The sequence below is a fragment of the Pseudooceanicola profundus genome (assembly GCF_054919315.1).
Genome location: NZ_CM142898.1, coordinates 1,991,461 through 2,007,011, shown reverse-complemented (window position 1 = coordinate 2,007,011; position 15,551 = coordinate 1,991,461). Strand labels below are relative to the sequence as shown.

12 protein-coding genes, 1 tRNA gene and 1 pseudogene are annotated in these 15,551 nt (G+C 67.7%); 5 read left to right on the top strand and 9 right to left on the bottom strand.

Annotation, left to right across the window (positions count from 1 at the left end; translation table 11 throughout):
- The first annotated feature begins 218 nt into the window (after positions 1 to 218).
- Positions 219 to 1,019 (top strand): undecaprenyl-diphosphate phosphatase, encoded by an 801-nt coding sequence (locus ACX9MO_RS09210; RefSeq protein ID WP_462214314.1) that lies wholly within the window; start codon positions 219 to 221, stop codon positions 1,017 to 1,019.
- Positions 1,020 to 1,115: 96 nt separating this feature from the next.
- On the opposite strand, the gene ACX9MO_RS09205 is transcribed toward ACX9MO_RS09210, so the two are convergent.
- Positions 1,116 to 2,099: a complex I NDUFA9 subunit family protein gene (locus ACX9MO_RS09205; RefSeq protein WP_462214313.1), complete on the bottom strand. Its 984-nt coding sequence runs from the start codon at positions 2,097 to 2,099 to the stop codon at positions 1,116 to 1,118.
- Between the two features lie 149 nt (positions 2,100 to 2,248).
- On the opposite strand from ACX9MO_RS09205, the gene ACX9MO_RS09200 reads away from it, so the two are divergent.
- A tRNA-Leu gene (locus ACX9MO_RS09200) sits at positions 2,249 to 2,334 on the top strand.
- A gap of 85 nt (positions 2,335 to 2,419) precedes the next feature.
- On the opposite strand, the gene ACX9MO_RS09195 is transcribed toward ACX9MO_RS09200, so the two are convergent.
- The 7 genes and pseudogenes from ACX9MO_RS09195 to ACX9MO_RS09165 form a co-directional block, all read right to left on the bottom strand.
- A complete protein-coding gene (locus ACX9MO_RS09195; RefSeq protein WP_462214312.1) occupies positions 2,420 to 3,829 on the bottom strand; it encodes a phospholipase D family protein in 1,410 nt (469 codons plus the stop codon).
- A 322-nt stretch (positions 3,830 to 4,151) separates the two neighbouring features.
- Positions 4,152 to 5,032 (bottom strand): annotated as a pseudogene (locus ACX9MO_RS09190) (LysR family transcriptional regulator).
- Positions 5,033 to 5,375: 343 nt separating this feature from the next.
- Positions 5,376 to 5,687 (bottom strand): hypothetical protein, encoded by a 312-nt coding sequence (locus ACX9MO_RS09185; RefSeq protein WP_462214311.1) that lies wholly within the window; start codon positions 5,685 to 5,687, stop codon positions 5,376 to 5,378.
- 440 nt (positions 5,688 to 6,127) lie between these two features.
- A complete protein-coding gene (locus ACX9MO_RS09180; protein WP_462214310.1) occupies positions 6,128 to 6,265 on the bottom strand; it encodes a hypothetical protein in 138 nt (45 codons plus the stop codon).
- 198 nt (positions 6,266 to 6,463) lie between these two features.
- Positions 6,464 to 8,341, bottom strand: coding sequence for an FUSC family protein (locus tag ACX9MO_RS09175; protein WP_462214309.1), 1,878 nt, complete (start codon positions 8,339 to 8,341; stop codon positions 6,464 to 6,466).
- Positions 8,338 to 8,811, bottom strand: coding sequence for a MarR family winged helix-turn-helix transcriptional regulator (locus ACX9MO_RS09170; RefSeq protein ID WP_462214308.1), 474 nt, complete (start codon positions 8,809 to 8,811; stop codon positions 8,338 to 8,340). The genes ACX9MO_RS09175 and ACX9MO_RS09170 overlap by 4 nt, the downstream gene beginning before the upstream one ends.
- A gap of 195 nt (positions 8,812 to 9,006) precedes the next feature.
- Entirely contained in the window at positions 9,007 to 9,768 is a 762-nt protein-coding gene (locus ACX9MO_RS09165) for a DUF1028 domain-containing protein (protein WP_462214307.1), read from the bottom strand.
- Positions 9,769 to 10,119: 351 nt separating this feature from the next.
- On the opposite strand from ACX9MO_RS09165, the gene ACX9MO_RS09160 reads away from it, so the two are divergent.
- The gene (locus ACX9MO_RS09160; RefSeq protein ID WP_462214306.1) at positions 10,120 to 10,722 is read left to right on the top strand and encodes a Pr6Pr family membrane protein; all 603 of its coding nucleotides are present in this window, start codon (positions 10,120 to 10,122) and stop codon (positions 10,720 to 10,722) included.
- A 3-nt stretch (positions 10,723 to 10,725) separates the two neighbouring features.
- Here the strand turns inward: ACX9MO_RS09160 and ACX9MO_RS09155 are convergent, their stop codons facing one another.
- Positions 10,726 to 11,415: a fumarylacetoacetate hydrolase family protein gene (locus ACX9MO_RS09155; protein WP_462214305.1), complete on the bottom strand. Its 690-nt coding sequence runs from the start codon at positions 11,413 to 11,415 to the stop codon at positions 10,726 to 10,728.
- Between the two features lie 163 nt (positions 11,416 to 11,578).
- Here ACX9MO_RS09155 and ade point away from each other — a divergent pair, with 163 nt between their 5' ends.
- Positions 11,579 to 13,279 carry an adenine deaminase gene (gene ade / locus ACX9MO_RS09150; protein ID WP_462214304.1) on the top strand — a complete coding sequence of 567 codons (1,701 nt, stop codon included), beginning with the start codon at positions 11,579 to 11,581 and terminating at the stop codon, positions 13,277 to 13,279.
- Positions 13,280 to 13,450: 171 nt separating this feature from the next.
- Positions 13,451 to 15,550: a 3-hydroxyacyl-CoA dehydrogenase NAD-binding domain-containing protein gene (locus ACX9MO_RS09145; RefSeq protein ID WP_462214303.1), complete on the top strand. Its 2,100-nt coding sequence runs from the start codon at positions 13,451 to 13,453 to the stop codon at positions 15,548 to 15,550.
- Position 15,551 lies beyond the last annotated feature (1 nt).

Here is a 15,551-nt window from a genome sequence, read left to right as displayed (position 1 = left end):
TTTCCTAGTGTCCCTAGATCGGAGTTCTCTTTACGGAATGTCCCGGATGAATAAAAGTCAGAAGTGCTGACTTATATATCAGAAAAATGCCCCCAATGCCAGTCAGAGGTCATTTTTCCCCCCGAAAATAGGTCCGATATGATACCTACCGTCCCACTTTCCTTTTCGGGACCACCGGTTAAAGGTGAAACCGACTCTCGAAACCATCGGAGCTCCTGATGACTCTCCTGCACCTTTTGCTCCTGGCCGTGGTCCAGGGGGTGACGGAATTCCTCCCCATCTCGTCCTCCGGGCATCTTATCCTGATTCCCGCTCTGACAGGAGCGGCGGATCAGGGGCAGGCGCTGGATGTCGCCGTTCACGTCGGCACATTGGGGGCGGTGATCCTCTATTTCTGGGCCGATGTGCGCGAGGCGACCTTTGGCCTGCCGCGGGCGCTCTGCGGCAAGATGGACACCCCGGGCTCCAAGCTCGCCTTCCTGCTGATCCTCTCGACGATCCCGGTGATCCTCTTCGGCCTGCTGCTGAAGGCGACGGGCATCGATGAGTTGCTGCGCTCCGCCACGGTGATCGCGGTGACGATGATCGGCTTCGGCCTGCTGCTTTACTGGGCGGACCAGAAGAAGGGCGGCCTCAAGCAGGACCGGGAATGGTCGGTGAAGGACGCGGTGATCATGGGCCTGTGGCAGGCGGTGGCGCTGATCCCCGGCACCTCGCGGTCCGGCATCACGATCACCTCGGCGCTGATGCTGGGCTATACCCGGCGCGACGCGGCCAAGCTCTCGATGCTGATGTCGATCCCGACGATCATCGCCAGCGCCGCCTACCTGCTGGCCGAGGTGATCGCGACCGGAGAGGCCTCCCTCACCGACATGGCGATCGCGGCCGTCTTCTCCTTCCTCTCGGCCCTCGTGGCGCTGACCCTGATGATGCGCCTGCTGCGCAGCGTCAGCTACACGCCCTACGTCATCTACCGGCTGATCCTCGGCGTGGTGCTGCTGATCTGGATCTACGCCTGATCCGACCCTGCCGCCCGGCTGCCTCTCCCGAACGCAAAAGGCCCCGCGAGAGCGGGGCCTTTTCATGTCCTGCGGGCCGAACTTCAGTTCTTGGCCTCAGATCTTGAGGTTGCGGGCCGAATTCTTGATGTCGGAATACTGGCCGCTCTGGCGATAGCGCCAGAGGTAGCTGGGCAGGACCGCGCCATAGGCGACCGGGGTGATCCCCAGATCGGCAAAGCCCTTGGCCCCGTCGGAAACCACGTTGTCGCTCTTCAGGTTCTTCACCTGATCGCGGGTCAGCACCTTGTTGGTCAGCAGACCGCCGGTCACCTTCTGGATCAGGTCGAAGACCCAGCCGATCAGCTTGCCCACGCCGAAGGGCACGTTCATCACGATGCGCTTGCGCCGGATCACCTGCAGCATGTCTTCCATCAGCTTGCGGAAGGTCACCACGTCGGGGCCACCCAGCTCGTAGATGCCACCGGGCGCCTTGCCCTCGGCGCCGAGCTGCGCGGCTGCGGCCACGTCATCGGCAAAGACCGGCTGGAACTTGGTGTCACCGCCGACCACCGGCAGGACCGGGCCGCGGGTCGCCATCGAGGCGAAGCGGTTGAAGAACTCGTCCTCGGGCCCGAAGACCACGGAGGGACGCAGGATCACGGCGCCGGGGAAGGCGGCCAGCACGGCCTCTTCGCCGGCGGCCTTGGTGCGGGCATAGTCGCTGGCCGATCCGGCATCGGCCCCAAGCGCCGAGAGCTGGACGAGGGAGGCCACGCCTTCCTCTGCCGCGATGCGCGCGATCCGGCCCGGCGCCTCGGCCTGCACGGCCTCGAAGGAGTTCTTGCCGCTTTCGACCAGCACGCCGACACAGTTCACGACGGCATCGGCACCGCGGGTCACGGCCCGGACCGACTCGTCATCACGGATGTTGCAGAACACCGGCTCGACCTGGCCGACGTTGCCATAGGTCCGGACGAAACCTGCGTCGTTCGGACGGCGCACGGCGACGCGCACGCGCCAGCCATCCAGAGCCATACGGCGGGCCACATAGCGCCCGATGAAGCCCGAACCGCCAAAAATGGTCACCAGCTTTGCCATCAAGAAATCTCCCCGCTACCGCGCTTTCCCCTTGTTCCTAGCCCCCCACCCGGGCCCCGGCAAGGCGTTAAGAAGAGAATGGATAAAAACCTGCAAAAAGTTCGTTGACACCCCCCGCCAGCATCAATATACGCCCCTCCACGGCACCTGCCCAGGTGGCGGAATGGTAGACGCGCTGGCTTCAGGTGCCAGTGACCTTACGGTCGTGGAGGTTCGAGTCCTCTCCTGGGCACCAACTGCCGTTGGCAGAAAAAAGCCCCTGAAACCAATCGGTTTCAGGGGCTTTTTCCGTTATGGCCGACCGCTCCGCCGCGCCGCGGTCAGAGCTGCCCATCCACCGGCAGGAGCCAGGCGAGGTTCGCGATCAGCTTCCGGAACGCCCCGGCGGTGGGCTCATCGTGGAAGCTGTAGGCACCGCCCGCATCGCGCGCCGACCAGAGCGTTTTACCCTCGGAATCGAGCGAGAGATGGTAGGTCAGCCGGGCGATGTCATCCTCGATCCCCGCCAGCAGATCGCGGGTCAGCGACGCGCTGTGGACCACGACGCCCATCTCCGTGTTCACCTTGATCGAGCGCGGGTCGAAATTCAGCGATCCCACGAATGTGTCGGTATCGTCGATCAGCACCAGCTTGGTGTGCATGGTCAGGCGATGGTCGGGCGCGTCGCGCAGGAAGGGCTTCACCTCGTAGAGTTCGATCCCCGCCGCGAGCAGGCGATCGCGAAAGGGCAGGTAGCCGCCGTGCACGTAGGGATGATTGGTCGCGGCAAGGGAATTGGTCACCACCCGCACCCGGACCCCGCGCGCCACCAGCTCTTCGAGCATCGACGCGCCCCATTCCTCCGGCACGAAGTAGGGGGTGATGATCGTCACCTGCTTCTGCGCCGCGACGATGCGCTGCATCAGCCCCTCGGCCAGCAGCCGGGGCCCGCCGCGCACCTTCTGGCGCAGCTTGTCCGGCGTGTCCGACAGCACCTCCGCCGTGGCGGAGTAAAGCGCGCGCCGCCCCGAGAGCACGTCCTTCAGGTAGGTCGAGCCGACCGCCTGCCGGTAGACATCCCCTGCGCCGCGTTCGGCGTTACGGGCCAGCACCTCCTCGATCACGGCGCGGAAGTCGGTGCGCGCGGGACGGGCATAGGCCTCGACCGGCAGGGAGAAGCCGTCGTTCCAGTAGAGCTCGAAGACCTTGGTCAGATCCGCCACCTCGCCGCCGGTCAGGAACAGGTCGAAATCCGCGAACTCGGATTCGGTATCGATCTGGTAATATTCATCCGCGATATTGCGCCCGCCGAGGATGGCGTGGCGGCCATCGACGATGAAGGCCTTGTTGTGCATCCGCCGGTTCACCCGGGGAAAGTCCGTCAGGTAGCTGAGCGCCTTGGACGACCGCACGCCAAGAGGGTTGAACACCCGCACGCTGATCCGCGGGTGCGAGGACAGGAAGGCCATCTGCGAATCCCGCGCCGTGGTCATGGCGTCATCCACCAGCAGGCGCACGGCGACACCGCGGTCGGCGGCGTCAATCAGCGCCAGCGAAACCAGCGCCCCGGCCATGTCGGGGCGGATCAGGAACGTCTGGATGTCGATGCGATGCTGGGCGCGGTCGATCATGCTCAACCGCGCGCCAAGGGCGTCGTTGCCCTCCACCAGCGGCATGACGCGGGTCGGCGCGGCCCCGCTAGAGGCCACCACCGGCACCTCGGTCTGTGGGCGCGGTTCGCTGCGGGGCACCGTGGCATCCAGCGATACGCAGCCCGCCAAACCACACAAAAGCAGCGCCAGGCCCGCCCCCCGCATCCTGTCCCCCGGCCGCGACAGGGGGTTGAGACGACCGGAGACGGGAAACACTGCCATGATACTTGCCTAACTGCGGGCCCCCACGGGCGCCATCGCGGCCATGAAAGCCTGCGGCGCGACCCGAATCAAGGAGGTGCGCGACGACTCCCGCGCGGACGCGGCGCCACGACCACAGCTGCTGCCCAGACAGAAACCCCGGGGCCGAACGAACGGCTCCGGGGCAGGTCGGATCAGGCGACAATCCTGGCGCGCTGGCTCAGCGCACCTCCATCCGCGGCGCGAAGTCGAGCAGAACCCGCAGCGCCGCAGAGGCATTGCGCCGCGACGGATAGACGATGTTCACCGGGAGTTCGGGCATCTCGTATTCCGTCAGCACGCTGACCAGGCGCCCTTCCTCCACGTCCTTTCGGATCAGGAACTCGGGCATGAAGGCCAGCCCCATGCCAGCACCGCCGCGGCGCGGATCATCTCGCCGTTATTGGTCATGAAGGCGGGGTGCACCTTCTGATGCTGCACCTCGCGTCCCAGCCGGAACGGCCAGGTGCCCGCACCGCGCATGTTGGTATAGTGCAGCGCCCGATGCTGGGCGAGGTCGCCGGGTCGCTCGGGCATACCGTATTCCTGAAGGTACGCCGGCGCGCCCACGATGAAGGTCGAGACGCTGTCGATGCGCCGGGCGTGCAACGCGCTGTCTTCCAGTTCACCCACCCGGATCGCGGCGTCGTAGCCCTGACCGATCAGGTCGACGATGCCATCGTCTAGCACCATCTCGAGCTGGATCGCCGGGTAGTTCCGGCAGAACCGCAGGATATGAGGCTGCAACACGGCATTGGTGTAGGACAGCGGCGCACCGATCTTGAGCCGGCCCGAGGCGGTGTTCACCTCGGCCTTCACGCTCTCGTCGGCCTCGGCCATGAGGTCGAGGATCCGCCGGACCTTGCCGTAGTAGTCCAGCCCGATCGCCGTCGGACGGACGGAGCGGGTGGAGCGGGTCAGCAACCGGGCGCCAAGCCGGGCCTCGATATCGCTGATATGTTTGGAGCACATGCTCTTGGAGATGCCGAGCCGCCGCGCAGCCGCGGAGAAACTGCCCTCCTCGATGATCAGTGCATAGGCCTGCAGTGCGACGGTATCCATGCCGTTCATCCTTGTTGAAACGCCTGAAACCCTGACGCCGGCGAGGACGCAGGGACGGGTGGATGGACAGGCCATCAACCGGCCACCACGAACCAATCATGGCGCCATTGGATCAGAATAGTGCACAAAAGTGCAAGGGTCCCGAAGGACCGGTGGCGAAGCGCCGCCGCGTCACCGCCTGCATGTCAGGGAGGAGTCAGGCGGGAGCGGCGGCTTCCTCGTGGGGGTCGCGTCCGGGAAACGCGCCCCGTGGTCCCGAGGAAATCGGGAGGGTCGTGGGGTGGGTCAGCGGGGCCTTCAACGGGGCCGCCCCTCTGGAGCGGCACGCCCTGCCCCGTGGCCCTTACCGGCCGTTATCGGGGAGCGGGCCCGTTTCACCGCGGGGGAAGGTTGTCACGCCCACGGTGCGCTCCGCATCCAGACCCATCTTGGCCCGGTCGCCGAAGCTGTAGAACTGGTCGGCGTCCGTGTGGCGGACGGTGCCGCGGGTCACCGGAACCTCGTCGTTGATCTGCGCGGCTTGGTCGGTCGGCGCATAGATCAGTTCGGCGGGCACGTTGCGGGTAACCTGCTGTGCCTCCTGAGCAAGCGGTGCCGCAGCGGCTGCACCCGCGGTGATCGTCAGGGCGGTGGCGGCAAGTGCTGCGAATTTCATGACATCTCTCCTTGGTCGGTGTGTGTCCAGTGTGGTGCGCGACTGTTTTCGTCGTGCCTTACAGAACAAGAGATAGGCACCATACCTTCCGAGATTAGACATCAATCATTGCATTCATTGTTCGATCAGCAGGCCTATTCGAGAATGAACTCTGAGTGACCCGTCCGACCATCAACATACCATCCATGGGCCACTCGCCACGGAAGGCACCCTGCGCCGCGCAACCGCTTGAGGGCAGCAGCCAGAGCGGACCGCCCGGGTTATTGGCGAGAGAGAAACAGCCACCCGGCGATTGTCCACCGGACTTGGGCCCTGTCCGTCCCGAACCGGCACAGATGCGAAAAGGGCGCCCCGTGGGGCGCCCTGCGTGAGTGGTGGTCTTGGGTAATGTCGATGCTTCGGAGTGAAGCCTGACCCGCCCGTCTGGCGGGCCGCAGTGGTCAGTACCGTCGTGCGGGCCGGGCGTCGCGCCCAGTCACGGGCACCACGGCGAGGGCCGGGCGGGGCTGGGCGGCCCGCAGCTGACCGCCAAGGGCGATCGCGGCGAGGGCGGCGCAGGTGAGGAAAAGCAGGTGCATGATGACCCTCCTGTTGGCCTCTGAATGGGGCGTGAAGCGCGGTCTGCGCCTCCCGTACCAGAGATATGCACTCCGCCCAGGGATACCAGAGGGCGGGGAATGAACCCTCTTTTCGGCCTGACCGAACAATCGGCATCCCTGTCGTGCAGGCAGACAAACCAAACCGCACACGGTCTGCCCGCCGCTGTCACGCCAGCCTCAGGCCACCGGCGCCACCAGCCGCAGCCCCGCCGCGGCGGCGCGCAGCATCTCGGCCTCGCCGGTGCGCCGGCGCAGAGCAAGGCGCGACAGGGCACTGCCCGCCCGCTCCGGCTGGCTGCGGAACCGCGCCACCCGGGCCAGTGCCGCGCGGGCCGCGCGCCGGTCGCTGGCGCTCGCCTGCGGATCGGACAGAAGCCCGTGGCAGTAGAGCACCGCGTGGCCCAGCGTCAGCAGCGCCAGCGAGACCTCCAGCGCCTGCCCGTTGGCCCGGGCGGAGCGTTCGGACACCCGCACCAGCCGCAGGGTGCGGTGATAGAGACGGGCCTGCCACGTCTTGCGCCGCTCCAGCGCGCGCGGGTCGGCGGCGAGATCGGCAAGGTCGTGGCGCATCATCGCCAGCAGGGTCTCGCTCCGCCGCCGCAGAGACAGGGGATAGACCAGCCGATAGGCGACATAGGCCGTGGCCGGCGCGGCGATCACGGCGATCCCGGCGGTGGCGGACTGGACGAAACTGCCCTCCAGCGGCCAGTGCGGCTGAAGCATCAGCAGCAGCACCATGTTGTAGTCGAAGCTGGCCGCCGTGGTCCGGTGATGGGCCACAAGGAAGGGCCCGACGAGGATGAAGGGCAGCGTGAGCAGGATCATCTGCGTCTCGCTCCCGGCCAGCGGCCAGGCGAGCCAGCGACAGGCCAGCGCCCCCAGCACGCCGAGGAGCTGCCCTGTGAAGACGAAGCGCATCATCCCCGTGGGGTTGGGGAAGGTGGAGAAGAGCGAGAGCATGATCGACAGGCCGAGCAGCATGTAGGCCCCGGCGCTCCACCCCGTCGCAAGCCAGATCGCGCCGAAGAGGAGGATCATGCCGCCGGCGCGGATCATCGCCTCGCGGGCGCCGACCCAGTCGCGGTGCAGCACCTGCGGCAGGGCGGCCTCGGACCGGACCGGCCCCTCGGGGGACCAGCTGCGCAGCGCCTCGGCCAGCGGGGCCAGCGTGCGGTCGAGACCCACCTCGGTCACCGCGCCACCGGTGGCACAGACCTCTTCCAGCGCACGCGCGGCGCTGCCGATCTGGCCCGCCCGCAGCGCCTCGGCCGCGTCCTGCAACCCGGCCGCGCTCGCCGCGCTTTCGAAGCTCCGCCCGCGGCCACGCCGCCAGAGCAGCAACGCAATGGCCGCGATCAGCAGGTCCCGCGTCGCCCGCACCATGTGCCGCGACCGGATCGAGCCCGCGCCATGCTGGTCGAGCAGTTCCTCGGCCTCGGCAATCCGGTGCAGCATCGCCTGGTCCACGGCCTCGGCATCCGTCGGCGCGGGCCGCGCGGCGCGGGCCAGCAGGTCCGACAGCAGTGCAAGGACGCCGCGGCGCAGGCCCCCGCCATCAGCGGGCGGCGCAAAGACGTAGCCGATGAGGGCGGCCACGATGACACCGGTCAGCACCGTTGCCATCCGGTCCGCGCCAAGCGCCAGCACGCGATCGGGATGCGCCGCATCCAGCAGGGCGACCATGGCGGCGGTATAGCCCGCCAGCACCGCCCCGTAGGAGACGAAGCCGCGCAGCAGGTTGCCCGCCCCGGTGCAGAGCGCCACCCAGAGCGCGAGACCGATCACCAGCAGGGAGGTGTCGTACTGCGCACCCAGCACGAGCAGCACCCCGGCGATGGAGCCGACGACCGTGCCCAGCACCCGGAACAGGCTCTTCTCGATCAGCTGGCCGCGGGTCGGCTGCGAGGCGGCCCAGACCGCCATGCCTGCCCATTGCGGATGTTCCAGCCCCAGAAGCCACGCGAGCACGAAGGCGAGGGCCGCGGCGACTGCGGTCCGCGCCGCATAGGAGAGGCGGCCGGCGTCGAAGCCCGCCGTGGCGAGAAACGCGGTCATGGCGTGGGCTCCCCGTCCAGCAGGCCCTGCACGCGGGCGTTGATCCCGTCCAGTGCGGCCATCATCTGCTCGACCTGGCGATCGTCGAGGTCCGCCAGCATGCGCCGCTCGATGCTCAGCACCCGGGACCGCACGCGGAGGACCTCCTCCTCCCCGGCGGGGGTCAGCACGATGTGGCGGGCGCGGCGGTCATCGGGCGGGATGCGCCGCTCGACGAAGCCACGGGCGACCAGCAGGTCGATCAGCCGCACCAGCGAGGAGGCATCGACCCCGACGCGCTGCGCCAACTCGCCCTGCGGGATGCCGTCGCCACCTTCGGCGAGGTGCATCAGAGGGGCCCAGCTGGCATCGGTCAGACCCTCGCGGGCAAGCTCATGGTCGATCGCGCGGCGCCAGCGACGGGCAAGGGTCACGAAGGTGAAGCCGATCCGCTCGCGGACCGGCACGGGAGGAGGTGCAATATCGGACATGCCGTCCATGTGCGCGAGAATGGTTGGTAATTCAAATGATTTTGCTCCAAATCATCTGAACGCATGGCGGGGCTGCAGGGAGCGAAATGCTTCTGCCGCATCGAGGCGCCCAAATGTGCCCAGAGGCCACCCGGATGGCCCCGCCCCGCCCGCACGATGCCCTTACCATGAAGCTGCGCTGCAGCGGGCGTGCCGTCAGTCCGCAACCTGCCAGCCTGCGCGGTTCCGACGCGCGGGGAAGCGGTCTGCCAGACCGAGGTCATCGATCCGGTCGAGGCTGGCCTCGAAGAGCCCGCGGTTGACCGGCACGTCGTCGGGCGTCAGCGCGACCCGGCGCAGGGCCGCGGCCCGGGGGGCATAGGCCTCGTAGAGCGCCCGCAGATCAGCCACGGCGCAGCCCGCGGAGATGTCGATGCGCAGGTCGCATTGCGGGATGTCCTCCGCCCCCGTCACCTGCAAGGCGGCGGACTTCAGCGGCCCGTGGATCTCTCCCCCCGCAGCCAGCCCGGCCTCCAGCCCGCGCAGCAGGCGCGCGGCCAGCGGCTGGCCGGCGGCGGCAGAGAACCCCGCGACCATGGCATCGGTCACCCCGTCATTGGCAAGGATATTGCCAAGCGCGAGACACTCAGGCCCGGCGCTGTGGGTGTAGATCGAATACATCCGGTCACCGTGGTGCACCGCCCAGTGACCCCGGGCATCCAGCACGCCCACCTGCCGCCAGCCGATGTCCGGCGTGGCGGCGACGATCTCGTCCAGCACCGCCTCGGCCTCCAGCCCCCGGTGCAACAGGTCTGCCCCGAGGATCCCGAGACGCGGGTCGGTGCGGTGCTGCGACAGCACCGCGCCCCGGCCATGGACGAGGTGGACGCAGCGGTTGCCGACAGCGAGGTCGGATGTGGTGATTGCGGCCCCGACGGCGCCGCTCTCCGGGCAGCGCCCGATCATGGAAAAGGTCATCTCGGTTCCCCTGCACCTGCCCACTGGATGGGCCCTTCCGGATTGGCCCTCCGGACTGGCCCGTCTGGACTGGCCCGTTGTCACAGCCCACTGCCACGGCCCACCCGCGCGGGCCTGCCCTGCACCCTAGACCGCGGCTTCGGGACAAGGCCAGACGGCAATGGCTCGAATGCAGGCCACCCCCGGACGATGGCCGCGCACAGGCCATGCACGGGCTACGCACGGGCTACGCACGGGAGAGGCACAGGCCAGGCACCGACCACGCAAGCCGCTGCGCAGACCTGTCAAAAAGCCCGCCACCCCCGTACGGCAGGCCTTGCCCGCCCCGCCGCAACCTGCCACCCAAGGCGCATGACCCGCCTTGCCCGCCTCAGCGCCGCCCTCATCGGATGTCTTGCCGCCCTGTCGCTCGCGGGTGAGTTCATCAACACCGCCGTGGGCAACCCGGACCTCGGGCCGCTTCAGGTGGCGTGGCGGTTGCTGCGCTTCTTCACCATCACGACCAATGTCCTCGTGGCGGGCACCTTCCTCGCCATCGGGTTTGGCCGCGCACGGACCCGCCCCGGCTGGCTGACGGCCCTGACGCTCTGGATCGGGATCGTGAGCGCGGTTTACTGGCTGCTCCTTGCGGGCGCACCGGGCCCGCGCCTGATCGGGCGGCTGGCCGATCAGGGGCTGCACAGCTACGTGCCCGCGGCGGTCGGCCTGTGGTGGGTGATCTTCGCGCCCAAGGCCCGGCTGGGGCAGCGGCAGGCGCTGATCTGGCTGGCCTATCCGCTGCTCTATGTCGCCTATGTCTTTGCCCGGGCGCAGGGCGGCGACGCCTATCCCTATTACTTCCTGAACCCCGGCGCGGTCGGCACCGGGGGACTGGTGCTCTACATCCTCGGGCTGGGGGCCGCCTTCTATCTCGGCGGCCTCGCCCTGATCTTCATTGGACGGCTCTTCCGCTGAGGGTCAGGCCATCTCGGTGATGGTCAGGGAGATCGGGCTCAGCCCTTCGACCCCGGCCTCCAGCACGTCGCCCGGCTGAACCGGGCCCACGTTCTCGGGCGTGCCCGTCATGATCAGGTCACCGGGCCGCAGGTGATAGAAGGTCGAGAGGTGGGCGATGATCTCGGGCACCTTGTGCACCAGCAGGTCGAGCGTGCTGTCCTGCTTGGTCTCGCCGTTCTGGTCCAGCCAGATGCGCTGTGTTCCGGGGGTGAAGTCGGCAGCCTTGGTGATCGGCGCGAAGACGGCGGATTGCTCGACATCCTTGCCCAGCGACCACGGGCGCAGCTTGGTGCGTTCGCGGATCTGCAGGTCGCGGCGCGTCATGTCGAGCGCGGCGCAATAGCCATAGACCGCCGCGGCGCCCTCTTCCGCGGTGCACTGGAAGACCTCGGCGCCCATGGCGACGGCCAGCTCGATCTCGAAATGGTAATCCTCGGTCCCGCCGGGATAGGGCGTGGCGGCGCCGGTCAGCACCATGTTGGCGGGCGACTTGGTGAAATAGAACGGCTGCTCGCGGTCCACCTCGTAGCCCATCTCGGCGGCATGGGCGGCATAGTTGCGCCCGACACAGAAGATGCGGCGCACCGGGTAGCCTTCGCCCTCGCCCAGCACGGGAATGTCGGGGATCGGCGGCAGATCGAAGAGGCTCATGGCGATTCCTTTACACTAATATACCAGTTACCTGCCACGTTCCCGCGCGCCTGAGAAGCCACTCTCTGCGTCCCCTGCCCGAAGGACACCGATGACGGGCACCGCTGGACAGACCCCTCGGATTGCGGGAGGCTTGGCGCCACAGCTGTACAGGAGACGCCCCATGACGATGCCCCTTTCCGATCTGATCGCGCAGGGACGCGGCGACGCGCCTGCGGACAAGGTGCTGCGCGGCGGGCGCGTGCTGGATGTGGTCACCGGCGCTTTCGTCGAGGGAGACGTGGCGATCTGTGGCGACACGATCGTCGGCATCGGCGCCGACTACGAGGGGGTCGAGGTGATCGACGTCACCGGCCTGACGCTGGTCCCCGGCTTCATCGACACGCATCTTCACATCGAAAGCTCGCTCGTCACGCCGCATGAGTTCGACCGCTGCGTGGGCCCGCGCGGGATCACCACGGCGATCTGCGACCCGCATGAGATTGCCAATGTGATCGGCGTGGAGGGCATCCAGTATTTCCTCGACAGCGCCAGCCAGACGGTGATGGACATCCGTGTGAACCTGTCCTCCTGCGTGCCCTCCTCGCACATGGAGACGGCGGGTGCCCGGATCGAGGCGGAGGACCTCGCGCCGCTGCGCGATCACCCGCAGGTCATCGGGCTGGCCGAATTCATGAACTACCCCGGCGTGATCTTCCAGGACCCGGGCTGCATGGCCAAGCTCGAGATGTTCCGCGGCGGCCATATCGACGGCCACTGCCCGCAGCTGGTGGGCAAGGACCTGAACGCCTATGTCGCCGCCGGCATCCGGACCGAGCACGAGGCGACCACGGCGGAAGAGGCACTGGAAAAGCTGCGCAAGGGGATGCGTGTGCTGCTGCGCGAGGGCTCGGTGTCGAAGGACATGGCCGCGCTGCAACCGATCCTGACCGACATCACCTCGGCCTATATGTGCCTGTGCACCGACGACCGGAACCCGCTGGACATCGGCGAACATGGGCACCTCGACTATATGATCCGGTGGATGATCGCCCAAGGCACGCCGGTGCTGGCCGCCTATCGCGCGGCCTCCCTCTCGGCCGCCGAGGCCTTTGGCCTGAAGGACCGCGGCCAGATCGCGCCGGGCAAGCGGGCGGATATCGTCGCGCTGTCCTCGCTGGAGGATTGCCGCGCCGAAATGGTGCTGGCCGGTGGCGTCGTGGTGGATGACGCGGCCTTTGCCACGCGCCAGATCGCGCCGCCGGTGGGGCGCAACTCGGTCAAGGCGCCCAAGGTCACGGCGACCTCGTTCCGCGCGACCTCCAACCAGACCATGACGGACGTGATCGGGGTGATGGAGGGCAAGATCATCACCCAGCACCTGCGCGAGGAGATCCCGATCGAGGACGGCGACAAGCGCCCCGACACCGCCCGCGACCTGATCCGCGTGGCCGTGGTGGAACGGCACGGGATCAACGGCAATATCGCCACCGGCTTCGTGAAGGGCTTTGGCCTGAAGCACGGGGCGATCGCCTCGACCGTCTGCCACGATCACCACAACATCGCCGTCGTGGGCGCGGACTACGACGACATGGCCCTTGCCGCGAACCGGCTGGGCGAGATCGAGGGCGGCTTCGTCGTGGTGCGCAACGGCAAGGTGCTGGCGGAGCTGGCGCTGCCGGTGGCGGGTCTGATGAGCCTAGAGCCCTTCGAGGAGGTCCGCGACCGGCTGATCGACCTGCGGGCGGCGGCCAAGAGCCTCGGCGTCGTGCTGGAGGAGCCGTTCCTGCAGCTGGCCTTCGTGGCGCTGCCGGTGATTCCCGCGCTCAAGATCACGGATCGCGGCATGGTGGACGTGGTGAAGTTCGAGATCATCCCCGGCTGACCCACGCTAAGCCCCTCTGCGGAAAAGCATGCTCACGGCAAACTTCCGCAGTGCAAAAAATCATTCCGCAGATTGACCCCACCTCTCTGCTCCCCTAATTTGACCCCGCGACGGCGGGCCGGGCTGCCCCGTGCCTGCCGCGCAGAGGAGACATCAGGAGGAGAGGTCCGCATGGACACGGCAGCGACAACCGACAACGTCGTCACGGTGGAATACGTGGGCGACGTCGCGCTGATCTGCATCGACAACCCGCCGGTGAATGCCACCGGCCACGCCGTCCGGGCGGGGCTGGACGCCGCGCTGAACGAGATCAACGCAGGCGGCAAGACCAAGGCCATCGGCCTTTACTGCGCCGGGCGGACCTTCGTCGCGGGCGCGGACATCCGTGAATTCGGCAAGCCGCCGATGCAGCCGATCCTGCCCGAGGTCCTGAACCGCATCGAGCAGAGCACGACCCCCGTGGTCGCCGTGATCCACGGCACCGCGCTTGGCGGCGGGCTAGAACTGGCACTGTCGACCCATGCCCGTGTCGCCATCGAGGGCGCCCGCATCGGCCTGCCCGAGGTCCTGCTGGGCATCCTGCCCGGCGCCGGCGGCACGCAGCGCCTGCCCCGCCTGACCGATATCCCGTGGTCGCTGGAAGCGATCCTCTCGGGTCGCCAGATTCCCGCAGCCGAGGCGCTTGAGAAGGGCGCGATTGACCGGATCGCCACCGGTGAGCCCCGCGACGTGGCGCTTGCCGCCGCGCAGGAGGTCATCGCCGGCACCCTGCCCACCCGCCGCACGGGCGACTTGCAGGTCACGCCCGACGATCAGGTGCTGGAAGACACCGCCGCCATGCTGAAGGCCAAGCAGCCGCACCTCTTCTCGCCGCTGAAATGCGTCGAGGCGGTCGCGGCCTCCACCGGCCCGCTGGAGGAGGGGCTGAAGTTCGAGCGTCAGGCCTTCTTCGACTGCATGGAGACCCCGCAGCGCGGCGGGCTGATCCACGCCTTCTTCGGTGAACGCGCCGTCTCCAACATCTCCGAGGCCAAGGGCCCGACCCGTCCGCTGGAAAGCATCGGCGTGATCGGCGGCGGCACCATGGGCTCCGGCATCGCAACGGCGCTGCTGACGGCAGGCTACGCGGTGACGCTGGTGGAAGTGGCGCAGGACGGCCTCGACCGGGGCGTTGCCACGATCACCAAGAACCTCGACGGCGCGGTCTCGCGCGGGAAGATGAGCGCGCAGAAACGCGATGCGGCGCTGTCCAAGCTGCTGCCGACGCTGAAGATGGACGACCTCGCCCCGGTCGACATGGTGATCGAAGCGGTGTTCGAAGAGATGTCGGTGAAGAAGGAGATCTTCACCAAGCTCGACACGATCTGCAAGCCGGGGGCGATCCTCGCCTCGAACACCTCCTACCTCGACGTGAACGAGATCGCGGCGGTCACCTCGCGCCCGCAGGACGTGATCGGCCTGCATTTCTTCAGCCCGGCCCATATCATGCGCCTGCTGGAAATCGTCGTCGCCGACAAGACCGCGGCGGACGTCACGGCCACCGGCTTCCTGCTGGCCAAGAAGCTGAAGAAGGTCGGCGTGCGCGCGGGCGTCTGCGACGGCTTCATCGGCAACCGCATCCTCGCCCACTACCGTCTGGCGGCGGACTACATGGTGCTGGACGGCGCCTCGCCCGAACAGATCGACCACGCGCTGGAGGACTTCGGCTTTGCCATGGGGCCCTACAGGGTGGGCGACCTCGCGGGCCTCGACATCGGCTGGGCCACGCGCAAGCGCAAGGCCGCGACCCGCGACCCCGAACAGCGCTATGCCGGTACCATCGCGGACCGGATCTGCGAACAGGGCTGGTTCGGGCGCAAGACCGGCAAGGGCTACTACCTCTATGACACCGGCGCGCCGGTGCCCAACCCGGGCGCCCTGCGGATCATCGACGACGTGCGCAAGGAGGAAGGCAGCCTCGAGCATCCCTTCACCGACGCGGAGATCGTGGACCGCTACATGACCGCGATGATCGTCGAGGCCACCCGCGTGGTCGAGGACGGCACCGCCCGCCGCCCCTTGGACGTCGATATGGTCTTCCTCTTCGGCTACGGCTTCCCGCGGTTCCGCGGCGGCCCGCTGCATTATGCCGACACCATCGGGGCCAAGACCCTGATCGAGAGGATCGAGCATTACGCCCAGGAAGACGACTACTACTGGCAGGTGCCTGCCCTGCTGCGGAAGATGGCCGCGGACGGGACCACCTTTGCCGATCTGAACAAGGAGAGCTGAG